17 protein-coding genes and 3 pseudogenes are annotated in these 16,523 nt (G+C 60.6%); 2 read left to right on the forward strand and 18 right to left on the reverse strand.

Annotated features, from left to right (window positions below):
- Window positions 1-91 precede the first annotated feature (91 nt).
- From L0A91_RS04335 to L0A91_RS04400, 16 genes and pseudogenes are all read right to left on the reverse strand, one after another.
- On the reverse strand, window positions 92-394 hold the full coding sequence (locus L0A91_RS04335; protein WP_235245995.1) for a hypothetical protein: 303 nt from the start codon (window positions 392-394) through the stop codon (window positions 92-94).
- Between the two features lie 17 nt (window positions 395-411).
- Window positions 412-693, reverse strand: a complete 282-nt coding sequence (locus L0A91_RS04340; protein WP_235245996.1) for a hypothetical protein — start codon at window positions 691-693, stop codon at window positions 412-414.
- A 152-nt stretch (window positions 694-845) separates the two neighbouring features.
- A complete protein-coding gene (locus L0A91_RS04345; protein ID WP_235245997.1) occupies window positions 846-1,343 on the reverse strand; it encodes an ATP-binding protein in 498 nt (165 codons plus the stop codon).
- An 89-nt stretch (window positions 1,344-1,432) separates the two neighbouring features.
- Window positions 1,433-2,116: an ABC transporter ATP-binding protein gene (locus L0A91_RS04350; RefSeq protein ID WP_235245998.1), complete on the reverse strand. Its 684-nt coding sequence runs from the start codon at window positions 2,114-2,116 to the stop codon at window positions 1,433-1,435.
- Entirely contained in the window at window positions 2,109-2,474 is a 366-nt protein-coding gene (locus L0A91_RS18320) for a hypothetical protein (RefSeq protein WP_311198186.1), read from the reverse strand. Before L0A91_RS18320 ends, L0A91_RS04350 begins: the two co-directional genes overlap by 8 nt.
- The gene (locus tag L0A91_RS18325) at window positions 2,408-2,605 is read right to left on the reverse strand and encodes an ATP-binding cassette domain-containing protein (protein WP_311198135.1); all 198 of its coding nucleotides are present in this window, start codon (window positions 2,603-2,605) and stop codon (window positions 2,408-2,410) included. The genes L0A91_RS18320 and L0A91_RS18325 overlap by 67 nt, the downstream gene beginning before the upstream one ends.
- Entirely contained in the window at window positions 2,599-2,820 is a 222-nt protein-coding gene (locus L0A91_RS18330) for a hypothetical protein (RefSeq protein ID WP_311198002.1), read from the reverse strand. Before L0A91_RS18330 ends, L0A91_RS18325 begins: the two co-directional genes overlap by 7 nt.
- A gap of 214 nt (window positions 2,821-3,034) precedes the next feature.
- Window positions 3,035-4,117: an FtsX-like permease family protein gene (locus L0A91_RS04360; RefSeq protein WP_235245999.1), complete on the reverse strand. Its 1,083-nt coding sequence runs from the start codon at window positions 4,115-4,117 to the stop codon at window positions 3,035-3,037.
- Window positions 4,118-4,144: 27 nt separating this feature from the next.
- Window positions 4,145-5,833 carry a hypothetical protein gene (locus L0A91_RS04365; protein ID WP_235246000.1) on the reverse strand — a complete coding sequence of 563 codons (1,689 nt, stop codon included), beginning with the start codon at window positions 5,831-5,833 and terminating at the stop codon, window positions 4,145-4,147.
- The gene (locus L0A91_RS04370) at window positions 5,830-7,242 is read right to left on the reverse strand and encodes a hypothetical protein (protein WP_235246001.1); all 1,413 of its coding nucleotides are present in this window, start codon (window positions 7,240-7,242) and stop codon (window positions 5,830-5,832) included. The genes L0A91_RS04365 and L0A91_RS04370 overlap by 4 nt, the downstream gene beginning before the upstream one ends.
- An 8-nt stretch (window positions 7,243-7,250) precedes the next feature.
- The gene (locus tag L0A91_RS04375; protein WP_235246003.1) at window positions 7,251-7,601 is read right to left on the reverse strand and encodes a hypothetical protein; all 351 of its coding nucleotides are present in this window, start codon (window positions 7,599-7,601) and stop codon (window positions 7,251-7,253) included.
- Between the two features lie 14 nt (window positions 7,602-7,615).
- The gene (locus L0A91_RS04380) at window positions 7,616-8,200 is read right to left on the reverse strand and encodes a hypothetical protein (RefSeq protein WP_235246004.1); all 585 of its coding nucleotides are present in this window, start codon (window positions 8,198-8,200) and stop codon (window positions 7,616-7,618) included.
- A gap of 97 nt (window positions 8,201-8,297) precedes the next feature.
- Entirely contained in the window at window positions 8,298-9,116 is an 819-nt protein-coding gene (locus L0A91_RS04385; RefSeq protein ID WP_235246005.1) for a hypothetical protein, read from the reverse strand.
- Window positions 9,117-9,170: 54 nt separating this feature from the next.
- Window positions 9,171-9,790: pseudogene (locus L0A91_RS04390) on the reverse strand (L-threonylcarbamoyladenylate synthase).
- A 20-nt stretch (window positions 9,791-9,810) separates the two neighbouring features.
- Entirely contained in the window at window positions 9,811-10,638 is an 828-nt protein-coding gene (locus tag L0A91_RS04395) for a GNAT family N-acetyltransferase (RefSeq protein WP_235246006.1), read from the reverse strand.
- Window positions 10,639-10,892: 254 nt separating this feature from the next.
- Window positions 10,893-11,315 (reverse strand): OsmC family protein, encoded by a 423-nt coding sequence (locus L0A91_RS04400; protein ID WP_235246007.1) that lies wholly within the window; start codon window positions 11,313-11,315, stop codon window positions 10,893-10,895.
- A gap of 18 nt (window positions 11,316-11,333) precedes the next feature.
- On the opposite strand from L0A91_RS04400, the pseudogene L0A91_RS18335 reads away from it, so the two are divergent.
- Together L0A91_RS18335 and L0A91_RS18340 are read left to right on the forward strand one after the other, a co-directional pair.
- Window positions 11,334-11,621: pseudogene (locus L0A91_RS18335) on the forward strand (histidine phosphatase family protein); the annotation flags it as partial.
- A gap of 128 nt (window positions 11,622-11,749) precedes the next feature.
- Window positions 11,750-11,953: a histidine phosphatase family protein gene (locus L0A91_RS18340; RefSeq protein WP_311198003.1), complete on the forward strand. Its 204-nt coding sequence runs from the start codon at window positions 11,750-11,752 to the stop codon at window positions 11,951-11,953.
- Here the strand turns inward: L0A91_RS18340 and L0A91_RS04410 are convergent.
- Together L0A91_RS04410 and gcvP are read right to left on the reverse strand one after the other, a co-directional pair.
- Window positions 11,891-13,480 carry a glutamate--cysteine ligase gene (locus L0A91_RS04410; protein WP_235246008.1) on the reverse strand — a complete coding sequence of 530 codons (1,590 nt, stop codon included), beginning with the start codon at window positions 13,478-13,480 and terminating at the stop codon, window positions 11,891-11,893. The genes L0A91_RS18340 and L0A91_RS04410 overlap by 63 nt on opposite strands.
- A 100-nt stretch (window positions 13,481-13,580) precedes the next feature.
- Window positions 13,581-16,510 (reverse strand): annotated as a pseudogene (gcvP, locus tag L0A91_RS04415) (aminomethyl-transferring glycine dehydrogenase).
- Window positions 16,511-16,523 lie beyond the last annotated feature (13 nt).

A 16,523-nucleotide genomic window follows, 5' to 3' on the forward strand; every position in this document is an offset into this window, starting at 1 on the left:
GGACTCGGCTTCTTCGCTGTTGCCACGCGCCAAGTAGTTGGCCAAGCGCCTCTTGCTCTGTCATCTAGGCTCCTTGGCTTCAGGGCTCGAGTCAGTCATTGGTCTGACCTGGGGTTTTGGCGTTGCGGCGGAGCGTGTCGAGGCTAAGCAACTTTGTGGTTGCTATCTCTCGTGCAGATTCATACTTGGCGATCACATACGGGGCGATGAGCGGCATGCTGACCTGCACGACACCTCGTTGCGGGGAGTAAATATCGCCATCTTCGATCAACCTGTCTCGCACATAAGTGAACTCACGTTGAGGTCGCCCCAGCGTCGCCTCCATAGCCTTGACCGAAGCAAGTCCTCCATTGAGTGACAAAGCAGCCATGTACTCCTTGCCGCGATCGGTCATCAGATCCCACCGGGGGTCTAGGGTTCTTCGGCTGATCTCACGACCCGCGTGATCGATACCCTCTTTGCATCCGCCATGGTGATGGCAGTCGGGCCCGGGGCTTGGCGCCATACCGCATGAGCAAAGATCTGAACGTGAGCCGGGTAGCCGTTCGACACCTTGACCACGGCTCGCAAGGCATCGGCGTGCCAATACACACCACGCTTGTTGGCTGGCAAAGCGATGGCCTTGGATGCATCGACAGCACTAAGCCGCACCGGTATCGGCTGGTGATCTAGCAGTCGATCAGGGTGGGTCACCCCGGCTTCGATGAGGGTTCTCATCGTGTTGGGCAAGCCGCTGGCTGCGAAGGCAACCGGTGCTGTGGGGTGGTCGACGTTTAAGCGATGCAGCGCCCCGGCCAGCAGCGTCAGGTCCGAGGGATGCGCGGTCTGCAGTTCATCGACCGTGATCAGGAGGCCTCCCCTCCCCTCTCTTCCTGCACATTCGATGCCAATGAGGCGAGCGTTCGAGCCAGCGGCCCCGGGTCATCCATGGAGAAGGGCTGAGCCCCCTCGGACTCCTTGTCGGTCAGACTGAAGCTCACGCCACCCAACCCGACACCACTCAGACGCTCAAAGGCCTTGCGAGTTTTCTCCCACGGAGATGAGCCTTGGGACAGCATCTCCTCCGCGTGGCGCAGCAAGGAGGCGCCGAAGAACGAGCCACCCTTGGTCGACTGCAGAGTCACCACTTCGTAGCCTTGATCCCGTGCCGCGTTCCCGTATGCGGTTAACAGGGAGGTCTTCCCCACACCTCGCGGACCAGTCAGCAGTTGGTCGATGGCGACGAATCGCCCCTCAGAGGCCAACTCGGTCAGCATCAATGACCATTCGTCGACCAGACTTCCTCGACCAGCGAGCTCGGGAGGTTGGTGGCCTGCCCCTGGAGCGTACAGTCGCTTTTGCATCCACTCAGCATAGCCATGTAATCCTATAAAACAATAGTTATATAGAATTACATTGCTTGTTTTCAGTCATACGCGAGCTAAGCCTCACCCTAGCCAAGGCGTTGGCCCTCATGCAGTTCAACAACACGATCGGCGCGATCCATCAACTGCGGGTCGTGGGTGGCCACCACCGCGGCGGTCGATTGTTCGTGTACGAGGCCAGTCAGTAGATCCATCATTGCCACCGCGGTCGCCGAATCTAGCTGTCCGGTCGGTTCGTCAGCGATCAAAATCTGGGGCCGGTTAACGAGTGCGCGGGCGATGCCCACTCGCTGCTGCTGCCCGCCAGAGAGCTCATAGGGTCGCTGGTGTCCATGCTTGCTCAGACCAACGGCCTCTAGCGCCTGCGCTACCCGTTCGCTGCGCTCATCAGCTGGCGTCTCCAGCAGTCGCAACGGCACTTCGATGTTCTCCGCCGCCGACAACACGGGGATCAGCCCGAACGATTGAAACACGTAGCCGATTGAAGTCCGCCGGACCTCCAGAACATCGCTCTCTGACATTTCCGAGAGTGCTTTGCCATCGGCCAACAACACCTGCCCCGAGGTTGGCCGATCTAGCCCACCCAACAGGTTCAACAGCGTGGTCTTGCCCGATCCTGACGGGCCCCGAACAACGGTCAACTCACCGGGGCGGATTTCGAGATCTACCCCAGCCAAGGCCCGCACTAACCCGGCACCGCTGCCAAACTCACGGTGCAAACCTTCGCCGGCCAGCGCATACCCACTAGTCATTGCCGCGCTCCTGCCCATCGTTGGCAATCCCTGGCCATACCCCCACGTGGTCGGACTCCAACTCCAAGCGCACCCGGTCCCGCAGCGCCAACCGCTCTACATGTGCGGCGGGTAGCTGCAGTCGGCCAGCCTTATCGATCACCGTGAACTCGTGCGCAACCGTCTGCTGTTGTCCTGCATCATCTAGGGCATGGCTGCGGATGACCTCGGTTGAAGTGCGGCCGTCTCGAATCCGCACCGTCCGTCGCACATGGTCAGCGACCGTGGGGTCGTGGGTGACGATCAGCACGGTTACCCCCAACTGGTCCGAAGCCTGCCGCATCGCGCTGAGCACCTGGCTCGACATCGCGTCGTCCAACTCCCCGTCGGCTCATCGGCCAACAGGACCGCTGGCTCATTGGCCAATGCGGTGGCAATCGCAACACGTTGCTGCTGCCCACCAGAAATCTCGCGGGGCAGACGATCGCGACAATCGCTGAGGTTCAACATCTCCAACAACTCATCCACCCGCTCCCCCGATCCGCCCGAGAAGTGATGAGCATAGGCAACGCAATGTTCTCAGCCGCGCTGAGGAAGGGCATCAGGTTGCGCGACGTCTGTTGCCAGACAAACCCCACACTCTTCCTGCGGTATGCGACGCGCTGGCGGCGCGACATCGACATCAGGTCGACCCCGGCCACCTGAGCCTTGCCTCCAGTCGGCATATCTAGCCCAGACAAAATATTGAGCAGGGTCGACTTCCCGATCCAGACTCACCGACCAGAGCGACCACATCGCCGGCTTCAACGTGCAAGTTCAAGCCCTGTAGCGCCTGGATTTCAATCCCTTCAGTGGAGTAGATGCGCACCACGTCCTCACACAATCGCATCCGGGCTGCGAGCGCCCGTCACTGTCGGCTTCTCAACATTGTTCATACGACTACCTTTCCTCACCCAGACGAAGGTGTTGGGCCAGACTGGTTCGTGCCGATGCGGTCGCCCCTAGCGCCGTGCTGATCACGACGGTCGCGATGACGCTGCCGAGGACCGCACCCAGCAGGACCGGGTTAATCGCCAGCTCAGGCTGCTGAGGACCTCCGGTGAGAATCGTCAATTCCAATGTTTGTAGCAGTAGCCAGGGAACAATGGTTCCCACGAGCACCCCAGCAAAACTGGCTGCCACCAGCGTGGGTGCCAGCTCCCAGGCCGTCAACGACCGCAATTGTTTGGCGTTGGCTCCCAGAGTGCGCAAAATCGCCAACAATCGGGACTGGCTAGGCCCACGCAATGCCTGAATCAGGGCAATAGCGACGGCCGTCAACAGCGTCGTCAGCACCACCCCTGCGAGCAATAGCATCCTTAATCCATCCGTAGCTGGAGCGGCCAGAAACGCATCAAGTTTTCCCTGCGGCGTCTCGACCAAGGAGTTGGGCACCGCCTGCGCCACAGCATTGGCAACCAGGTTTGGATCGCTGTCGGCGGCAACGGATAGCAATGCCAGTCGTCCTTGCGCGCTGCCGCCGCCGGCTTCCTCCCACGCCGATCTGGCGACGACCACGAAGCGTTGGTCAGTAGTTATGCCGGGCAGATCGTCAATGTGGCCGACCACTTCCGCGTCCCCACGTGGCCCGAGCGTTAGTGCCCCGGCAGCAGGGTCCAGCTCAGCCCCAGAGACAATTTTCAACCCTGTTTCGTCGTCAAAGAGTGAAGCGGGCAGCGTATCTGCCAACGGTGTTCCGGCTTGGACTTGGGCCAAGGCGTCATCGACGACATAAACGGTGGCATCTCGACGAGCCCCTTGGGAGTCAGTCACACTCATCCGGACTTCTGCTTCGGTGACGCCAGCAACAGCTGTTACCCCGGGCACAGCGGCAAGGCTAGCTTTGAGGTCGTCGGTGATCGCCGGGCCGCTGACTCTGACTTCGGCCCCTGCTTCCTGCCAGGCTGCGTCTTGTGCTCCCGCAGTGATAGTGGAGGCCAAAACTGAGCCGACCATTGCTACGGAAACGCTGAGAATCACCACGACAGCAGGTAGGAGACCCCGGCCGGGTCACGCACTGCCCTGACCGCGCCGAGGAACGGGGCTAACCCCACCGGCATGCAGTCGCGCAGTCATGACTCGCAACGGCACCGGAAGCAGTCGTAGGGTAAGCACCCCGAACGCCAGGGCCAGCAGCGCTGGGGTCGCAGCAACTAGCGGATCGAACCCGCTGCTCTGGCTAACCAATCCGCGATCAAGAAGCCGCCAGACAGCCAGGGCTGCCAGCGCTAGGACGATGGTCTCTACTAGCACTCGATACTTCCCTTGGGCGGCTCCCAGGTCACTGCGGGACTGTGTCTGCGCACCAGGCGTTCGAGCCAAGCCAAGCGCCAGCATTGGGCAGGCACCGATAAGACCGGCGACCAGTAATGCTGGCCACGGCCATGGCGTTAGTGGCGCAATGATGATCCCGGCAAGGAGGTAGCCGACCGCGGCAGCAGGCAAGCCGATGAGTGCCCCCTCAGCCATCAGCAAACCGCGTACTTGCCCACGTGAGCCACCGCGGGCTTCGGCCAAGGTGAGGGTAGGCCGCCGACGGGTCACTATCAGTTGTGCACCAGGTGCCAGCACTGCTAGTGCCACCCCTGCCGGTCCAGCAGCAACGACGGCAGCAAGTGAGGTGGTTGTGCGTTGCTGGGCCACTAAGGCATCGAGCGGCTCAAAAAGTTCGGTGGTAAATCGAGCGGTCATTCCCGCTTCGATGAACCCGTCGGGTGGGACCCCGTTGCCGGACACTTCTTGCGGATCCTCACCTTCGGCAATGACCACGGATTCGCCCGCAGTCATGCCGCCCAGTTGAGCACGCAGACTAGCCACATCATCGCCGGGCACGTTGCTTGCATCGAGGGGATACCAAAGTTTGAAGGTTCGCGTAGAGCCTGGGCGCACCACTCCGGGGTTGTTGGGCGCCAGGTAGGCCGCAGCCGTCGCTTCGGTGCCGCGGTCGGCATCAAAGAACGTAGCCAACTCGGGTGCATACGGGCTGTGTGACCAGTGGGTATCGAGAGGATCAATGGGCTCGTAGGTGCCGCTAAGTCGGGTTTGCGCAGCCCCGGGAACATCGCGCACTTCGCCGACCTCCCAGTGCAGTTGCTCCGCAGCATCCTGACTCAGCGCAATCTCGATCTCACTGTCCGTGGTCACCAGCACCGCTCCGTCGCTACCACCGACAGCAAACTCATTTAACGGAAGGTGCGCCACCGGCCAGTTGCCCTCGACTAGTGTCGCTATCTGCGGCAACGCAGGATCGACACGGTATTGAAGTCGGATCTGTGAAATGTCACTGTCCGGGTCGTTGGGAGCAACCGCCAATTGATCGACGTCGATATAGAAGCGCCCAGGCTCCAGGAGTGTTCGTAGTGGCTCAGATTCATCTAGACGAATGCGTTCTAAGCCTGCATTGACTCTGGCCCAGGTTTGGTCGGCATCGCTGAACTCGACACCATCGCTGGTCACATTGAGGTAGGCAAGGGGAGCAATCGTTGTGCTTGCTACATCGCGTTGCAGAACCGACAGATCACTGAAGGTGTAGTCGACCTGACGTGAATTCATGTCGGTAAGAAGCCTTGGCCCCACGGTGGCTACCAGTGACAAAATAAGAACCAGTGCCGCGAGCAACAACGAAACTACTGGATCGGCTCGGATCTGCTTGGTAGCAATCCGGACGACACCCGGTGTACGTCTCGGGCGGTGGCTCATCGAACCTCCTCCCGATAGCTCGCATCTCGGGCTTGCCGGGCCACCTTCTGGGCAACCCGCGCTATAACAAGCACCAGCAGGACGGCTTGTAGCCCGAGCAAGGCCGACCACGAGGCGACATCAAGCTGTAGGGACGCTGGCACGGTTGCCTGCCCGGCAACCAGGGTCGCTTGAGCCAACACCGGCACCACGACCACACTGACCAACCAGCCCGCGGCTGCCCCAAAGAGGGCCAGCCCGATAACTGCGAATAGTTCCAGGGCTCGTGAGCGTGCTTGCCTGCTGGCCGCCATCCCCAAAGCGCGCAAAACAGCCACTTCTGAGCGACGAGAGGCGCTCAGACTGGCACTCGCTGCGCCGACACCAACGCCCGCTAGGAGCACTGATCCAGCGGCGGCTATCCAGAACACCTCTCGGACCGGCTGAGCGGCATCAACGGCTGACTCTGCTGAGAAGTCTCGCGTCTCGGAGATTCCGTCGATCTGCGATACCTCGGCGGCGACTTCGGTTGGGACCGTCGCTGAGATCCAAAGCTCATCGGGATAACCGAGAGCTTGATCCTGAGCCCAGATGGCCTGACTTAAGGTGCCAGCATCGACCAGAATCGCATCGGCACTTTTAACCCCCGGCACCGCGTCAACCAGGGCACTCACCTGCCCATTCACCACTGAGCCAGCAACCTGGACTTCGACCAGCGAGCCGAGGTCCAAGCTATTTGTCTCAGCCAGCGAACTAGTCAGCGCCAGCGGCAAAGCCTGCGGAACAGACAGCCCCGAGAAGCTCACCCGAGCTTGGCCACTTGCGTCTGGAATGGTGGAGTCCAAGGGAACAACGAGGGAGAGTTCACCCTCAGTGTTCGCCGTTAGCTCGGATTCAGAATCCCTGGTGGACGACCACGACTCAACACTGGGCGCCACGGAAAGTGGCTCGCCGTCCACGCTTGGCGTCACAGTGGCTGTTCGTGTCACCCCAGGAAGAAAGGCGGATGTTGTCACTGACAGACCGATGATCTGGTAGTCACCCTCTGCTGGAAGAGGAATGCTGATCTGTGCAGTTTTCGTCGAGGTGTCTAGGTCGACTTCGCCACCTTCACTGCGGCTGAAATCGTCCGCGATAGCGAAGTCAGCCAGGGCGACCTCATGGGTGAGCCCTGAAGCAGGCTCGAGCACCTGCATACTCACGGTGGGTTGTTGCCCTCCCCCAGTCCCAAGAATGTCCGAGAGAGCCTCCGAGAGTGCTTGATCGGGGGCAACCCCTTGCTCCTCAATCAAAACATCCGCATAGAAAGCCACCTCGTCGATAACTCCGGTTGGCCCATCGTCGGAAGTTTCCGTTTCCCAGGCAATGTCAACGTCGAGAACCGCAGCACCAGCAGGCAGGGCGATCGCTCCTGCCGCAGGCTCGGACATCAGGGTGCCTACGAGATCGCTGGACTCCGATAGGTTCGCGGGGTTTCCGGGGATTTGGCGACCGAACTGAGCGCGTCGAGCGGAGCAGCAACAAGGTCGGCATCGGAGGTGCCCACCGTGGTCGTGGTACTCCAGACTGGCGCCACTGACTCCACCCCCGAGAGTGCCTGCACCGATGGCAGGGACGGGATCGGGTTTGCCGAGTCCGTCACCGGAGCGCTCAGGGTGGCCCGCACATCGGCCCCTTGCTGGACCTGCGCTAATTGGTTGTTCAAGCGGGTCGAGGTGGCCGAATAAAAGCCAGCCAGTGTTGCCGAGCCGACGGAGAGCACCACCAGAACCAAGGGGACCGCGTACAAGACCAGCCTTCGGCCTACTTGGGCAGTGGCCAGGGCCAAACCAACTTGCGGCTGCGACGGCTGGTGCTAGTCAACATCCTCATGGCGGGCCCCATAAGCGCAAGTGCCAGCACTGCGCAGAGACTTAACATCAGGGTGGGAGCCGCCCCCGCAAGTAGGTCAGCGCGCCTGCCTGAGCCTTCCGCATCGACTAGCGGCGAGCCGTATCGCAAAAGTTGCCACAGCGAAACACTCGCGGCGCCACCAATGGCAACGATCGCAGCGACCGTTGCCACAGCCTGGTGCCGACCAGCTTGATCCACCTTTGCCCTGTAGGCCAACCGCCGCAAGTGTGTCGCTTGGGCAACAATGAGCGCCGCGAAGACCACAACCCAACTAGCAACCGAGGCCCACGTAACAGCAGCATTTTGCGGGGGCCCAATTGACCCAGCACTCAGCAATCCGCTCGCGATGAGCGCACCCAACGTGGTGCCAGCCAGAGTGACGACACCAACTTCGAGCGCTGACCATCCGATGATCTGGCGCCATGATGCTCCCCGAGCCAGAAGTAATTCAGACTCCCCGCCCTTGCAGCCGCCACCAATCGGCCAAGTTGCCACACAGCAACTAAACAGACCGTCAGCAAAAGGGTCAGCGGCACGACAGCAAGCGCACGAGATGTCTCGATGCGGACCGATGTTTGCTCCGCTATTGCTGCTAGGTCTCCTCCACCTGAACACCGCGTAACTCCACCGACTCTGTTTGCAGGGTGGAGCGCAACTGGGTGGCTGCAGTGGCTATGGGACCCAGAGCCTGCGCGTCCACTGAATCGATCTCCGGGCGGATGGTCCATTGGACTATCGGCGGGTCGGTGAACCCTGAGATTGTGCTTGAGTCGACGATGAGTGGCCCCACCAGATCCGCAGTCACCCCAGACCGGATCAGTGGATCGTTGAACCAAACGGCATTGCTGGGGTCCTGAGACCGCCATAAGGCCGCGATGACCACGCTCTGTTCGTCAACGACCACCACATCTTCGACCGTGAGTCCCCAGTGCGCGGCCGCATCAGCGTGCAGGGCTCCTTGCAGCGGCGAGCCACCAACACCACCTGGCCATTGACCCGCGGTCACCGTGATGGGCATTGATCCTTGTGGCGTAAGGTCCTCGCTGGCGATGATCTGGATGCGTTCTGGACGATCCTGCACGGGGCGCGGCTCGGTGCGTAGGGAATTTTGAATGGAAACCGATGTGGGAGCAAAGGCCTGCTGGATGAGCTGGCGAGCAGCCGCATCTTGTGCCTCGGGGGTGCTCTGTTGGCGTGTGCTCACTCGCAGACTGACCTCTGCGGGGTTGTCGACTTGGGTGAGTGCCTGTTGAGCGCTTTGTGCTGCCGTAGCCCGTGAGTAGCCAATCGTGCCCGCAACAATGGCTGCCGTCAGGCTCGACAGCAGAAAGAGAGCGACGACTAGCCCTTTGCTGGCTCGCCCCCGCACTAACGCATGGCTGAAGGTGGCGATGACCTTGTCATTGCGCAACAGTAGACACGTCTTTCAGTCGTTGAGCAGCGTCCGTTGCTGCTGGGATCATGTCTACTCGAACGGTGTCGGGTCTCCTTTCCGACGCGCACAATCTCTGGGTATCCCGCAGAGAAATCGATCACCGTGGTGGGGTCCTTCCCCGTCTCATCACCGTCGATCACCGCCTCCAACTGGTTGTCGAGGCGGTCCTTGATCTCCCAGCCCATCCCTAATGGCGCCTCCTCACCAGGCAAGATCAACGTGCTGGAAAGCATGGGCTCCCCCAATTCGCTTAACAGCGCTTGAGTGATGCGGTCATCGGGGATGCGCACACCGACCGTCTTCTTCTTGGGGTGCAAGAGCTTCTTTGGCACCTCAGACGTCGCCGGCAGAATGAAGGTGTATGGGCCAGGTGTTGCGCTTTTCACGGCCCGGAAGACGGCGTTGTCTAAGTGGACAAACTGGCCTAACTGGGCGAAGTTTGCGCACATCAACGTGAAATGGTGCTTGTCGTCCAGTTTGCGGATATCGGTAATGCGCTGCTTGGCCTGCTTGTTGCCTAGCTGGGCGCCGATGGCGTAGCAGGCATCTGTGGGGTATGCGACCAAGCCACCCGTACGGACGGTCTCAACGACTTGCTGGATCAGCCGCGGTTGGGGATCTACTGGGTGGATGTCATAGAAACGAGCCATACCTTCACCGTAGCGCGCGATCAACTCAAATCGAGGCGCATCATCGCCGTCTGCCGGACCGGGACGAAACCAAGTCGCTCGTATAGTGCGGTCGCACCCGTCAACGAGTCGGCATCCACACCAAGTTGCGCCTTGTCGAAGTCGTCGCAGGCGCGGAGGGAACGAAGGGTGCGCAGCAACATCGCCTGTGCAAGGCCCCTTCCTCTCGCCTCGGCAACCACACCGACGAGTGGAATATAGGCTTCCCTGGGCTCGTATTGCTGCACGATGACGTAACCAAGCACCTGGCCCCTGTCATTACGCGCGACCGTTGAGTGCTGCAGGCGCATTGAGCGAGCACCCCACAGTCCTGTCTGCCACAGGCCGGGCTCCATCTCTGTCGTGCCCCAGTGGTCGGCGAAGGCAAAGTTGTGCGCCACCCGCACGACTTCTCCATCGCTCTCCCCCGGTGTCTTCAGCGCAACATTGTCCCCGCGTACAGCAACGTCGAAAGTAGGTATGTTGGCGATGAGGAGCTCGAGTTCATTGAAGTAGCGGGCGAGGCGGTACCCACGATGCGCGAGAATCGCCCGCTTATGCGCATTCTCCTGTTGTCCGTCGACCCGTACGTATGCGCCGACTCCGGGGTGCCCGCTTGCTGCTAGTTGCTTGACGCGCTCTTCTTGCCAATCGAAAAGGCGGCGTCCGATCCCTTGGCCGCGCCATTGCGGGTGGACCCCACCCTCGGCCCAGCCCCTCACCAGGTGGTCTGAGTCGAGGCTTGCGCGCGATCCGACCATGCCGTAGGCAACCAATTCGTCTTCGGCCCAGACAGCCGCCGTGTCCAGCTCAGGAACGAAGCCATCCACAGCCAATTCCTCCGCAAGGTCCTCCGGGGAGAAGTCTCTTCGGTTTCATCGACCTTGGCTAAATGGTTCACCAGGCGCGAAAGAGCTTCGACGTCGCGCGGTGAAAGCGTGGCCCACTTGAACTTTGAGTGCCCCATAAATCCCAACATACCCCTGGAAGGTTTCCCTGTGCTCTCACGCTAGCTTTATTCCCGGACACGAGACCGGATCCGATGAGGACCACGAAGCCCGCAATCGCTGCCGGGGAGATGTAACTAAGACACTGTGAAAACAACAGGTGTGGGTAGGGCGACCGTCCGCGAAACTGTACATAGCCGGTCACGAGACTTGGCGACTGCGTCCGGCAACCGGTTTCGAGCCGCGTCGCCACCCTCGCCGGCGGGAAAGGTCACTGAGAATTCAGCCGAGACATCAGCGAGGTGATTCCCGTGCTCGTCACGCACCTTCTCGGCCGCAGCGCGTACGACAAACGCGTCCGGCTCGCTGAGACGAGAGGTCAAGAAATCAACATCGATGGCTGAGCAACCAGCGACGGCTGCCAACAACAGTTCAACGGGGGTGAACTCATCTGTAGACCCATCCCCCATAGAGATACTTTGGCCGCGAGAGTTTGTTGCCTCAAAGGAGACGTGTGCTTTGCGGGTCAGCGAAACTGTTCGAAGGTTTTCTGTTGCCATGCCCGATAGTCTGCCACCATGAGCATCGACGGCTACGGGCATCCAGACATTCCATCCGGCAGATTGGTGCTGGTGCGCCACGGTGAGACCGAATGGTCAAAATCCGGGCAACACACCGGGCTTACTGACCTTCCACTCCTTCCTGAGGGCGAAAAAGCAGCTAGCTCAGTGCGCCCGGTCTTGGCGGAGTTTAACTTCGTGCACGTGCGCTGCTCGCCATTGCAGCGTGCTCGTGCGACTGCGGGTTTGGCTGGGCTAGAGGTAGATACGATTGACCCAGACCTACTGGAGTGGGACTACGGCGGCTATGAGGGCATCACCACAGCCGATATCCGCAAGGAAAAGGGCTACCCGTGGAATGTCTTTGAACACGGCATCATCCGGGTGAAACGCCGGGCGAAACCGTCGAAGAAGTCGCGGCGCGAGCCTCACGCGTGCTGTCCACCATCCACCCAATGTTGCATGACGGTGACGTCGCTTTGGTCGGTCACGGCCACGCATTGCGCATCCTCACCGGTGTCTACCTGCGCCGAGACCCGCGATTTGGCCGACACCTGGACTTCCAGACAGGTGCGTTAGCCATTCTGGGCCACCACCATGAGGACCCAGTCATTGAGGCGTGGAACCGTCGTCGCTAGGCGATCCTGCCCGTGACGGGCACTACTTTGGGGTGCCTCAGTTTCAGGGATGGGCCAGGTATGCACTGGCTGGTTCATCTCCGAGTGATCCACATAGTGACGGAACATTTCGCGCAATGCTGAGTTGCGATCGTGACCGGCGGCCTCGTAAGCCTCGGTAACCTCCACCTGCCAGCTTGCGCCGTTGGTGGCGGTCTTGCAGCGACCCTCGATGATCTCGAGGTAGTAGTTGCGCACCTCCCGGCGCAGACCCAGACTTGCCAGGCCTTCCTCGGCCAGTTCCAGCAAATGATCTTGCACCAACTGAGTGGCTGGCAATTTGCCGGCTCCTGGCCATGACAGTTGGGCTTCGATGCCCAGTTGAGCGGCCTGATCGAAGTTTTCCTCGGCGTGCTCAAACGGCATTTTGGTCCAGATCGGGCGCCCACTGGTGGTCAGCGCCTCAAGCAGTCCGTAGTAGAAGCAAGCGTTGGCCACCATGTCCACGACCGTCGGGCCAGCTGGGAGGACTCGGTTTTCCACGCGAAGGTGGGGCACGTCCTTGACCACGTCATAAATTGGCCGGTTCCAGCGCCATACCGTGCCGTTGTGCAGTCGCAACTCGGGCAACTCGGGAGTGCCACCGTTTTTGTGCACTTGCATCGGGTCTTCGTCTGAGACCTCGGGCAGTAGCGCCGGGAAGCACTCAACGTTTTCTTCGAACAGGTCAAAGATCGAGGTGATCCAGCTGCGCCCAAAGTATGCGCGGGGTCTGACGCCTTGATGCTTCAATTCAACGGTGCGAGTGTCTGTCATCTGGCTAAAGAGCGGGATGCGGGTCTCAGCCCAAAGCCGCTTGCCAAAGAGATAGGGCGAGTTGGCACCCATAGCGATCTGGACACCGGTGATTGCCGATGCCGCGTTCCAATACAGCGGGAAGTCCTGTGGCGTTACCTGCTGGTGTAACTGCACTGATGTGCAGCCGGACAAGGGTCCAATGGTCTCGAAGTAGTCATCGACGCGCTCCCCTGTGGGGCCTTCGATTTGCAACTCCAGACCATCGCCGCGTTCGCGCAACACCGAGTCGTTGAGCGCGGTGTAACGAACTCCCAGGCTGAGCCAGTCGCCATCAAAAGTTTCGCGATGCAGCGTCGGCAAGATGCCGACAGCGACGGTGCGTGCGCCGTGCGACCGAGCGGCGTCACCAGCATTGCGCAACGACCCATTAAGCCAACGGTCCAAGCGAACAGCCTGGTCCCCAGCCATGGGCCGCGGTGGCACGTTGAGCTCAATGTTGTAGCGGCCCACCTCCGATTGGAAGTCTCCCTCAGTGATGTCTTGCAGCACCTCTTGATTAATGAGCGCTGGAGCCAGCGTCTCACCGTCAACGAGGCTCAACTCGATTTCCAGTCCCATCTGGGTCCGGGTGAAGTCGAAACGGCTCTCTTGGAGCATGCGCTCAAAAACATCAAGATCAAGCAAGACCTTGTCACGGAAATTGACTCTTTGCTCGCGCGTAAACGCGGCGGAACTAACCTCGACACCCATGCACCAAACCCAACCACATGTTCGCGCAATGGGCTAGGGCACACCGATAACAAAGTGGCACCGAAAGCAGGTGCGCCTTCGGTGCCACTTCGCGTGTTCGTCAGTCTTGCTCAGCCAGTTCTTCAATGGGCGGGCAGCTGCACATCAGGTTGCGGTCGCCGTAGACACCATCAATACGAGACACCGGAGCCCAGTATTTGCGCGATGGGTCAACACCAGCGGGGAACGCGGCATCCATCCGGTCATAGTTGTGCTCCCACGAGCTGGCCAGCGACAGTGCCGTGTGCGGCGCTCCACGCAAAACGCTGCCCTCGATACCCGCAGAGGCGGCCTGCTCCATCTCGCCACGGATGGCCAGCATGGCGTCACAGAATCGATCCAGCTCAGCAAGGTCTTCACTCTCGGTTGGCTCAACCATCAACGTGCCTGCGACGGGGAACGACATGGTCGGCGCGTGGAAGCCGTAGTCAACGAGTCGCTTAGCCACATCATCAACGGTTGCGCCGGTGCTTTTAGTGAGTTCGCGCAGGTCCAAGATGCACTCGTGCGCAACCAGGCCGTGCTCACCCGTGTACAAGATGGGGTATGCCTCACGCAGCCGGCTAGCCACGTAGTTAGCCGCCAAGATCGCGACCTGGGCTGAGCGCTGCAGGCCAGCACCGCCCATCAAGCGCACGTAGGCCCACGAGATCGGCAAAATGCTGGCGGAGCCATAGGGTGCTGCAGCGATGGCGCCAACTCCCGATTCGGGGCCGGCCAGAGAAGCCAAGGGTGGTTGGGCAGGTAAGGCGCCAAGTGCTCGCGCACAGCGACCGGTCCAACACCGGGGCCACCACCACCGTGTGGAATGCAGAACGTCTTGTGCAGGTTGAGGTGGCTTACGTCGCCGCCGAACTCGCCGGGCTTGGCCAGTCCCATGACGGCATTCAAGTTGGCACCGTCAACATAAACCTGGCCACCCGCTTCGTGCACCAATTCACACAACTCGGTGATGGTGTCTTCGAACACGCCATGGGTTGAGGGTAGGTGACCATAATGGCGGCCAACTCTTCGCGGTGCTTCTCGATCTTGGCTCGCAGGTCATCCAGATCAACATTGCCTTCACTGCTGGTCTTGACGACGACGACCTTGAGGCCAGCCATGACCGCGCTGGCCGCATTCGTGCCGTGCGCACTGGCCGGAATCAGGCAGATTCGACGCTGGTCGTCTCCATTCGCCACGTGATAGGACCTGATCGCCAGAAGCCCGGAGAACTCCCCTGTGAGCCAGCGTTGGGCTGCAGACTGACCTGGTCATAGCCCGTCACCTCGCACAACCATTCACTCAGTTGAGTGATCAGAGCGCGATAGCCCTCAGACTGAGCCTCGGGGGCGAACGGGTGGACGCTGGCAAACTCAGGCCAGGTGATCGCTTCCATCTCGGTGGTCGCATTCAGCTTCATCGTGCACGAGCCGAGCGGGATCATGCCTCGATCGAGGGCAAAGTCCTTGTCGGAAAGTGACCTGATGTAGCGCAACATAGACGTTTCGCTGCGGTGACGGTGGAACACCGGGTGCTCAAGGTAGGTGCTAGTTCGGACAAAAGCGTCCTCAACTGATGGCTCCTGCAGGAGGGGATGACCTCAACGGTTGCCCCGCCCAACACTTGAGAAATCGTGTCGAGTTGTTCCAGCGTGGTGGTCTCATCGGTGCTGATCTGTAGGCGGTTGTCGTCAACCACCCAGATGTTGATCCCGGCTGTCTCTGCAGCGGTCTGCAGGGAGCGGGCATAGCCGTCAGTCTCAACGGTGATGGTGTCGAAAAAGTCGCCGTCAAGGACCTTGACGCCATTTTCGACCAGACGATATTTGAGCGCGATGGCCTTGGCATGGGTGTCCAAAGCGATCTGACGCAGCCCCGCCGGTCCGTGATAGACCGCATACATGCTGGCCATCACGGCGAGCAGGACCTGGGCGGTGCAGATATTGCTCGTGGCCTTCTCGCGACGAATGTGCTGCTCGCGAGTCTGCAGTGCCAGTCGGTATGCCACGCGGCCATCGGCATCTTGGCTCACCCCGACCAGGCGTCCCGGCAGTGTGCGTTCGAGGCCGGCGCGCACGCTCATAAACGCGGCGTGTGGGCCACCAAAGCCCATAGGGACACCGAAGCGTTGGGTAGATCCGACTGCGATGTCCGCGCCCCACTCTCCCGGAGGCGTCAAAACGGTGAGTGCCAGCAGGTCGGTGGCCGCGGTCACCAAGGCGCCATCCTCGTGGGCTGCCGTTGCAAGCGCCGAGAAGTCGTGAATCAAGCCGTCAGCGCCGGGGTACTGCGCGATGACGCCAAAGACTGCACGGTCCCCTGCTGCAGCCCGCAGTGCCTCAGCATCAGTGATACCGCTCAGGTCTGCTTGCACCATTTCAATGTCGAGTGGGGCCGACCGCGTCTGCAAAACAGCACGCGTTTGCGGGTAGATGTTGCTGTCGACCAGCAGGACCGCGTCCTTGGCAGTCTTGCTCGTGCGTCGCATCACCGTCATTGCTTCAGCAGCGGCCGTCGCTTCGTCCAACAACGAAGCACCCGAGGTGGTCAGGCCGGACAGCTCAGAGCAGACAGTCTGGAAGTTGATCAGGGCCTCGAGGCGACCTTGGGAAATCTCGGGCTGATAGGGCGTGTAGGCCGTGTACCAAGCGGGGTTCTCCAAGATGTTGCGGCGAACCACGGCGGGCGTGTGGGTCCCGTAATAGCCCAGGCCGATCATTGAGGTCAGCACTTGATTGCGTTGGCCCAGTTGTTGCAACTCATCAATGACGACCTGCTCCGACGAGGCAGCCGGCATGGAGAGACCCGTCTCAGTCTTGATACCGGCCGGGACCGCAGCGTCGATAAGTGACTCGAGCGAGTCATAACCCACCACGTTGAGCATCATGGTGAGTTCATCGCCACGCGGCCCGATATGGCGACCAACGAAGTCGGCAAGGAAACTCTGGGGCTGATCAGATTCGTCGTCAGTAACAACGTGATCGAGGTGGGGCTGGTCTGTTGCGGTCATGAGGCTCCTACGC

Source organism: Ornithinimicrobium sp. INDO-MA30-4 (genome assembly GCF_021535045.1).
In the GTDB taxonomy this organism is placed as follows: domain Bacteria; phylum Actinomycetota; class Actinomycetes; order Actinomycetales; family Dermatophilaceae; genus Ornithinicoccus.

Coding starts and splice junctions, on each gene's coding strand:
- L0A91_RS04335 (WP_235245995.1), bottom strand. CDS start 394: ATGACCGATCGCGGCAAGGAGTACATGGCTGCTTTGTCACTCAATGGA.
- L0A91_RS04345 (WP_235245997.1), bottom strand. CDS start 1,343: ATGCAAAAGCGACTGTACGCTCCAGGGGCAGGCCACCAACCTCCCGAG.
- L0A91_RS04350 (WP_235245998.1), bottom strand. CDS start 2,116: ATGACTAGTGGGTATGCGCTGGCCGGCGAAGGTTTGCACCGTGAGTTT.
- L0A91_RS18325 (WP_311198135.1), bottom strand. CDS start 2,605: ATGTTGAACCTCAGCGATTGTCGCGATCGTCTGCCCCGCGAGATTTCT.
- L0A91_RS18330 (WP_311198002.1), bottom strand. CDS start 2,820: ATGCCGACTGGAGGCAAGGCTCAGGTGGCCGGGGTCGACCTGATGTCG.
- L0A91_RS04365 (WP_235246000.1), bottom strand. CDS start 5,833: ATGAGCCACCGCCCGAGACGTACACCGGGTGTCGTCCGGATTGCTACC.
- L0A91_RS04370 (WP_235246001.1), bottom strand. CDS start 7,242: ATGTCCGAGCCTGCGGCAGGAGCGATCGCCCTGCCTGCTGGTGCTGCG.
- L0A91_RS04400 (WP_235246007.1), bottom strand. CDS start 11,315: ATGGCAACAGAAAACCTTCGAACAGTTTCGCTGACCCGCAAAGCACAC.
- L0A91_RS04410 (WP_235246008.1), bottom strand. CDS start 13,480: ATGGGTGTCGAGGTTAGTTCCGCCGCGTTTACGCGCGAGCAAAGAGTC.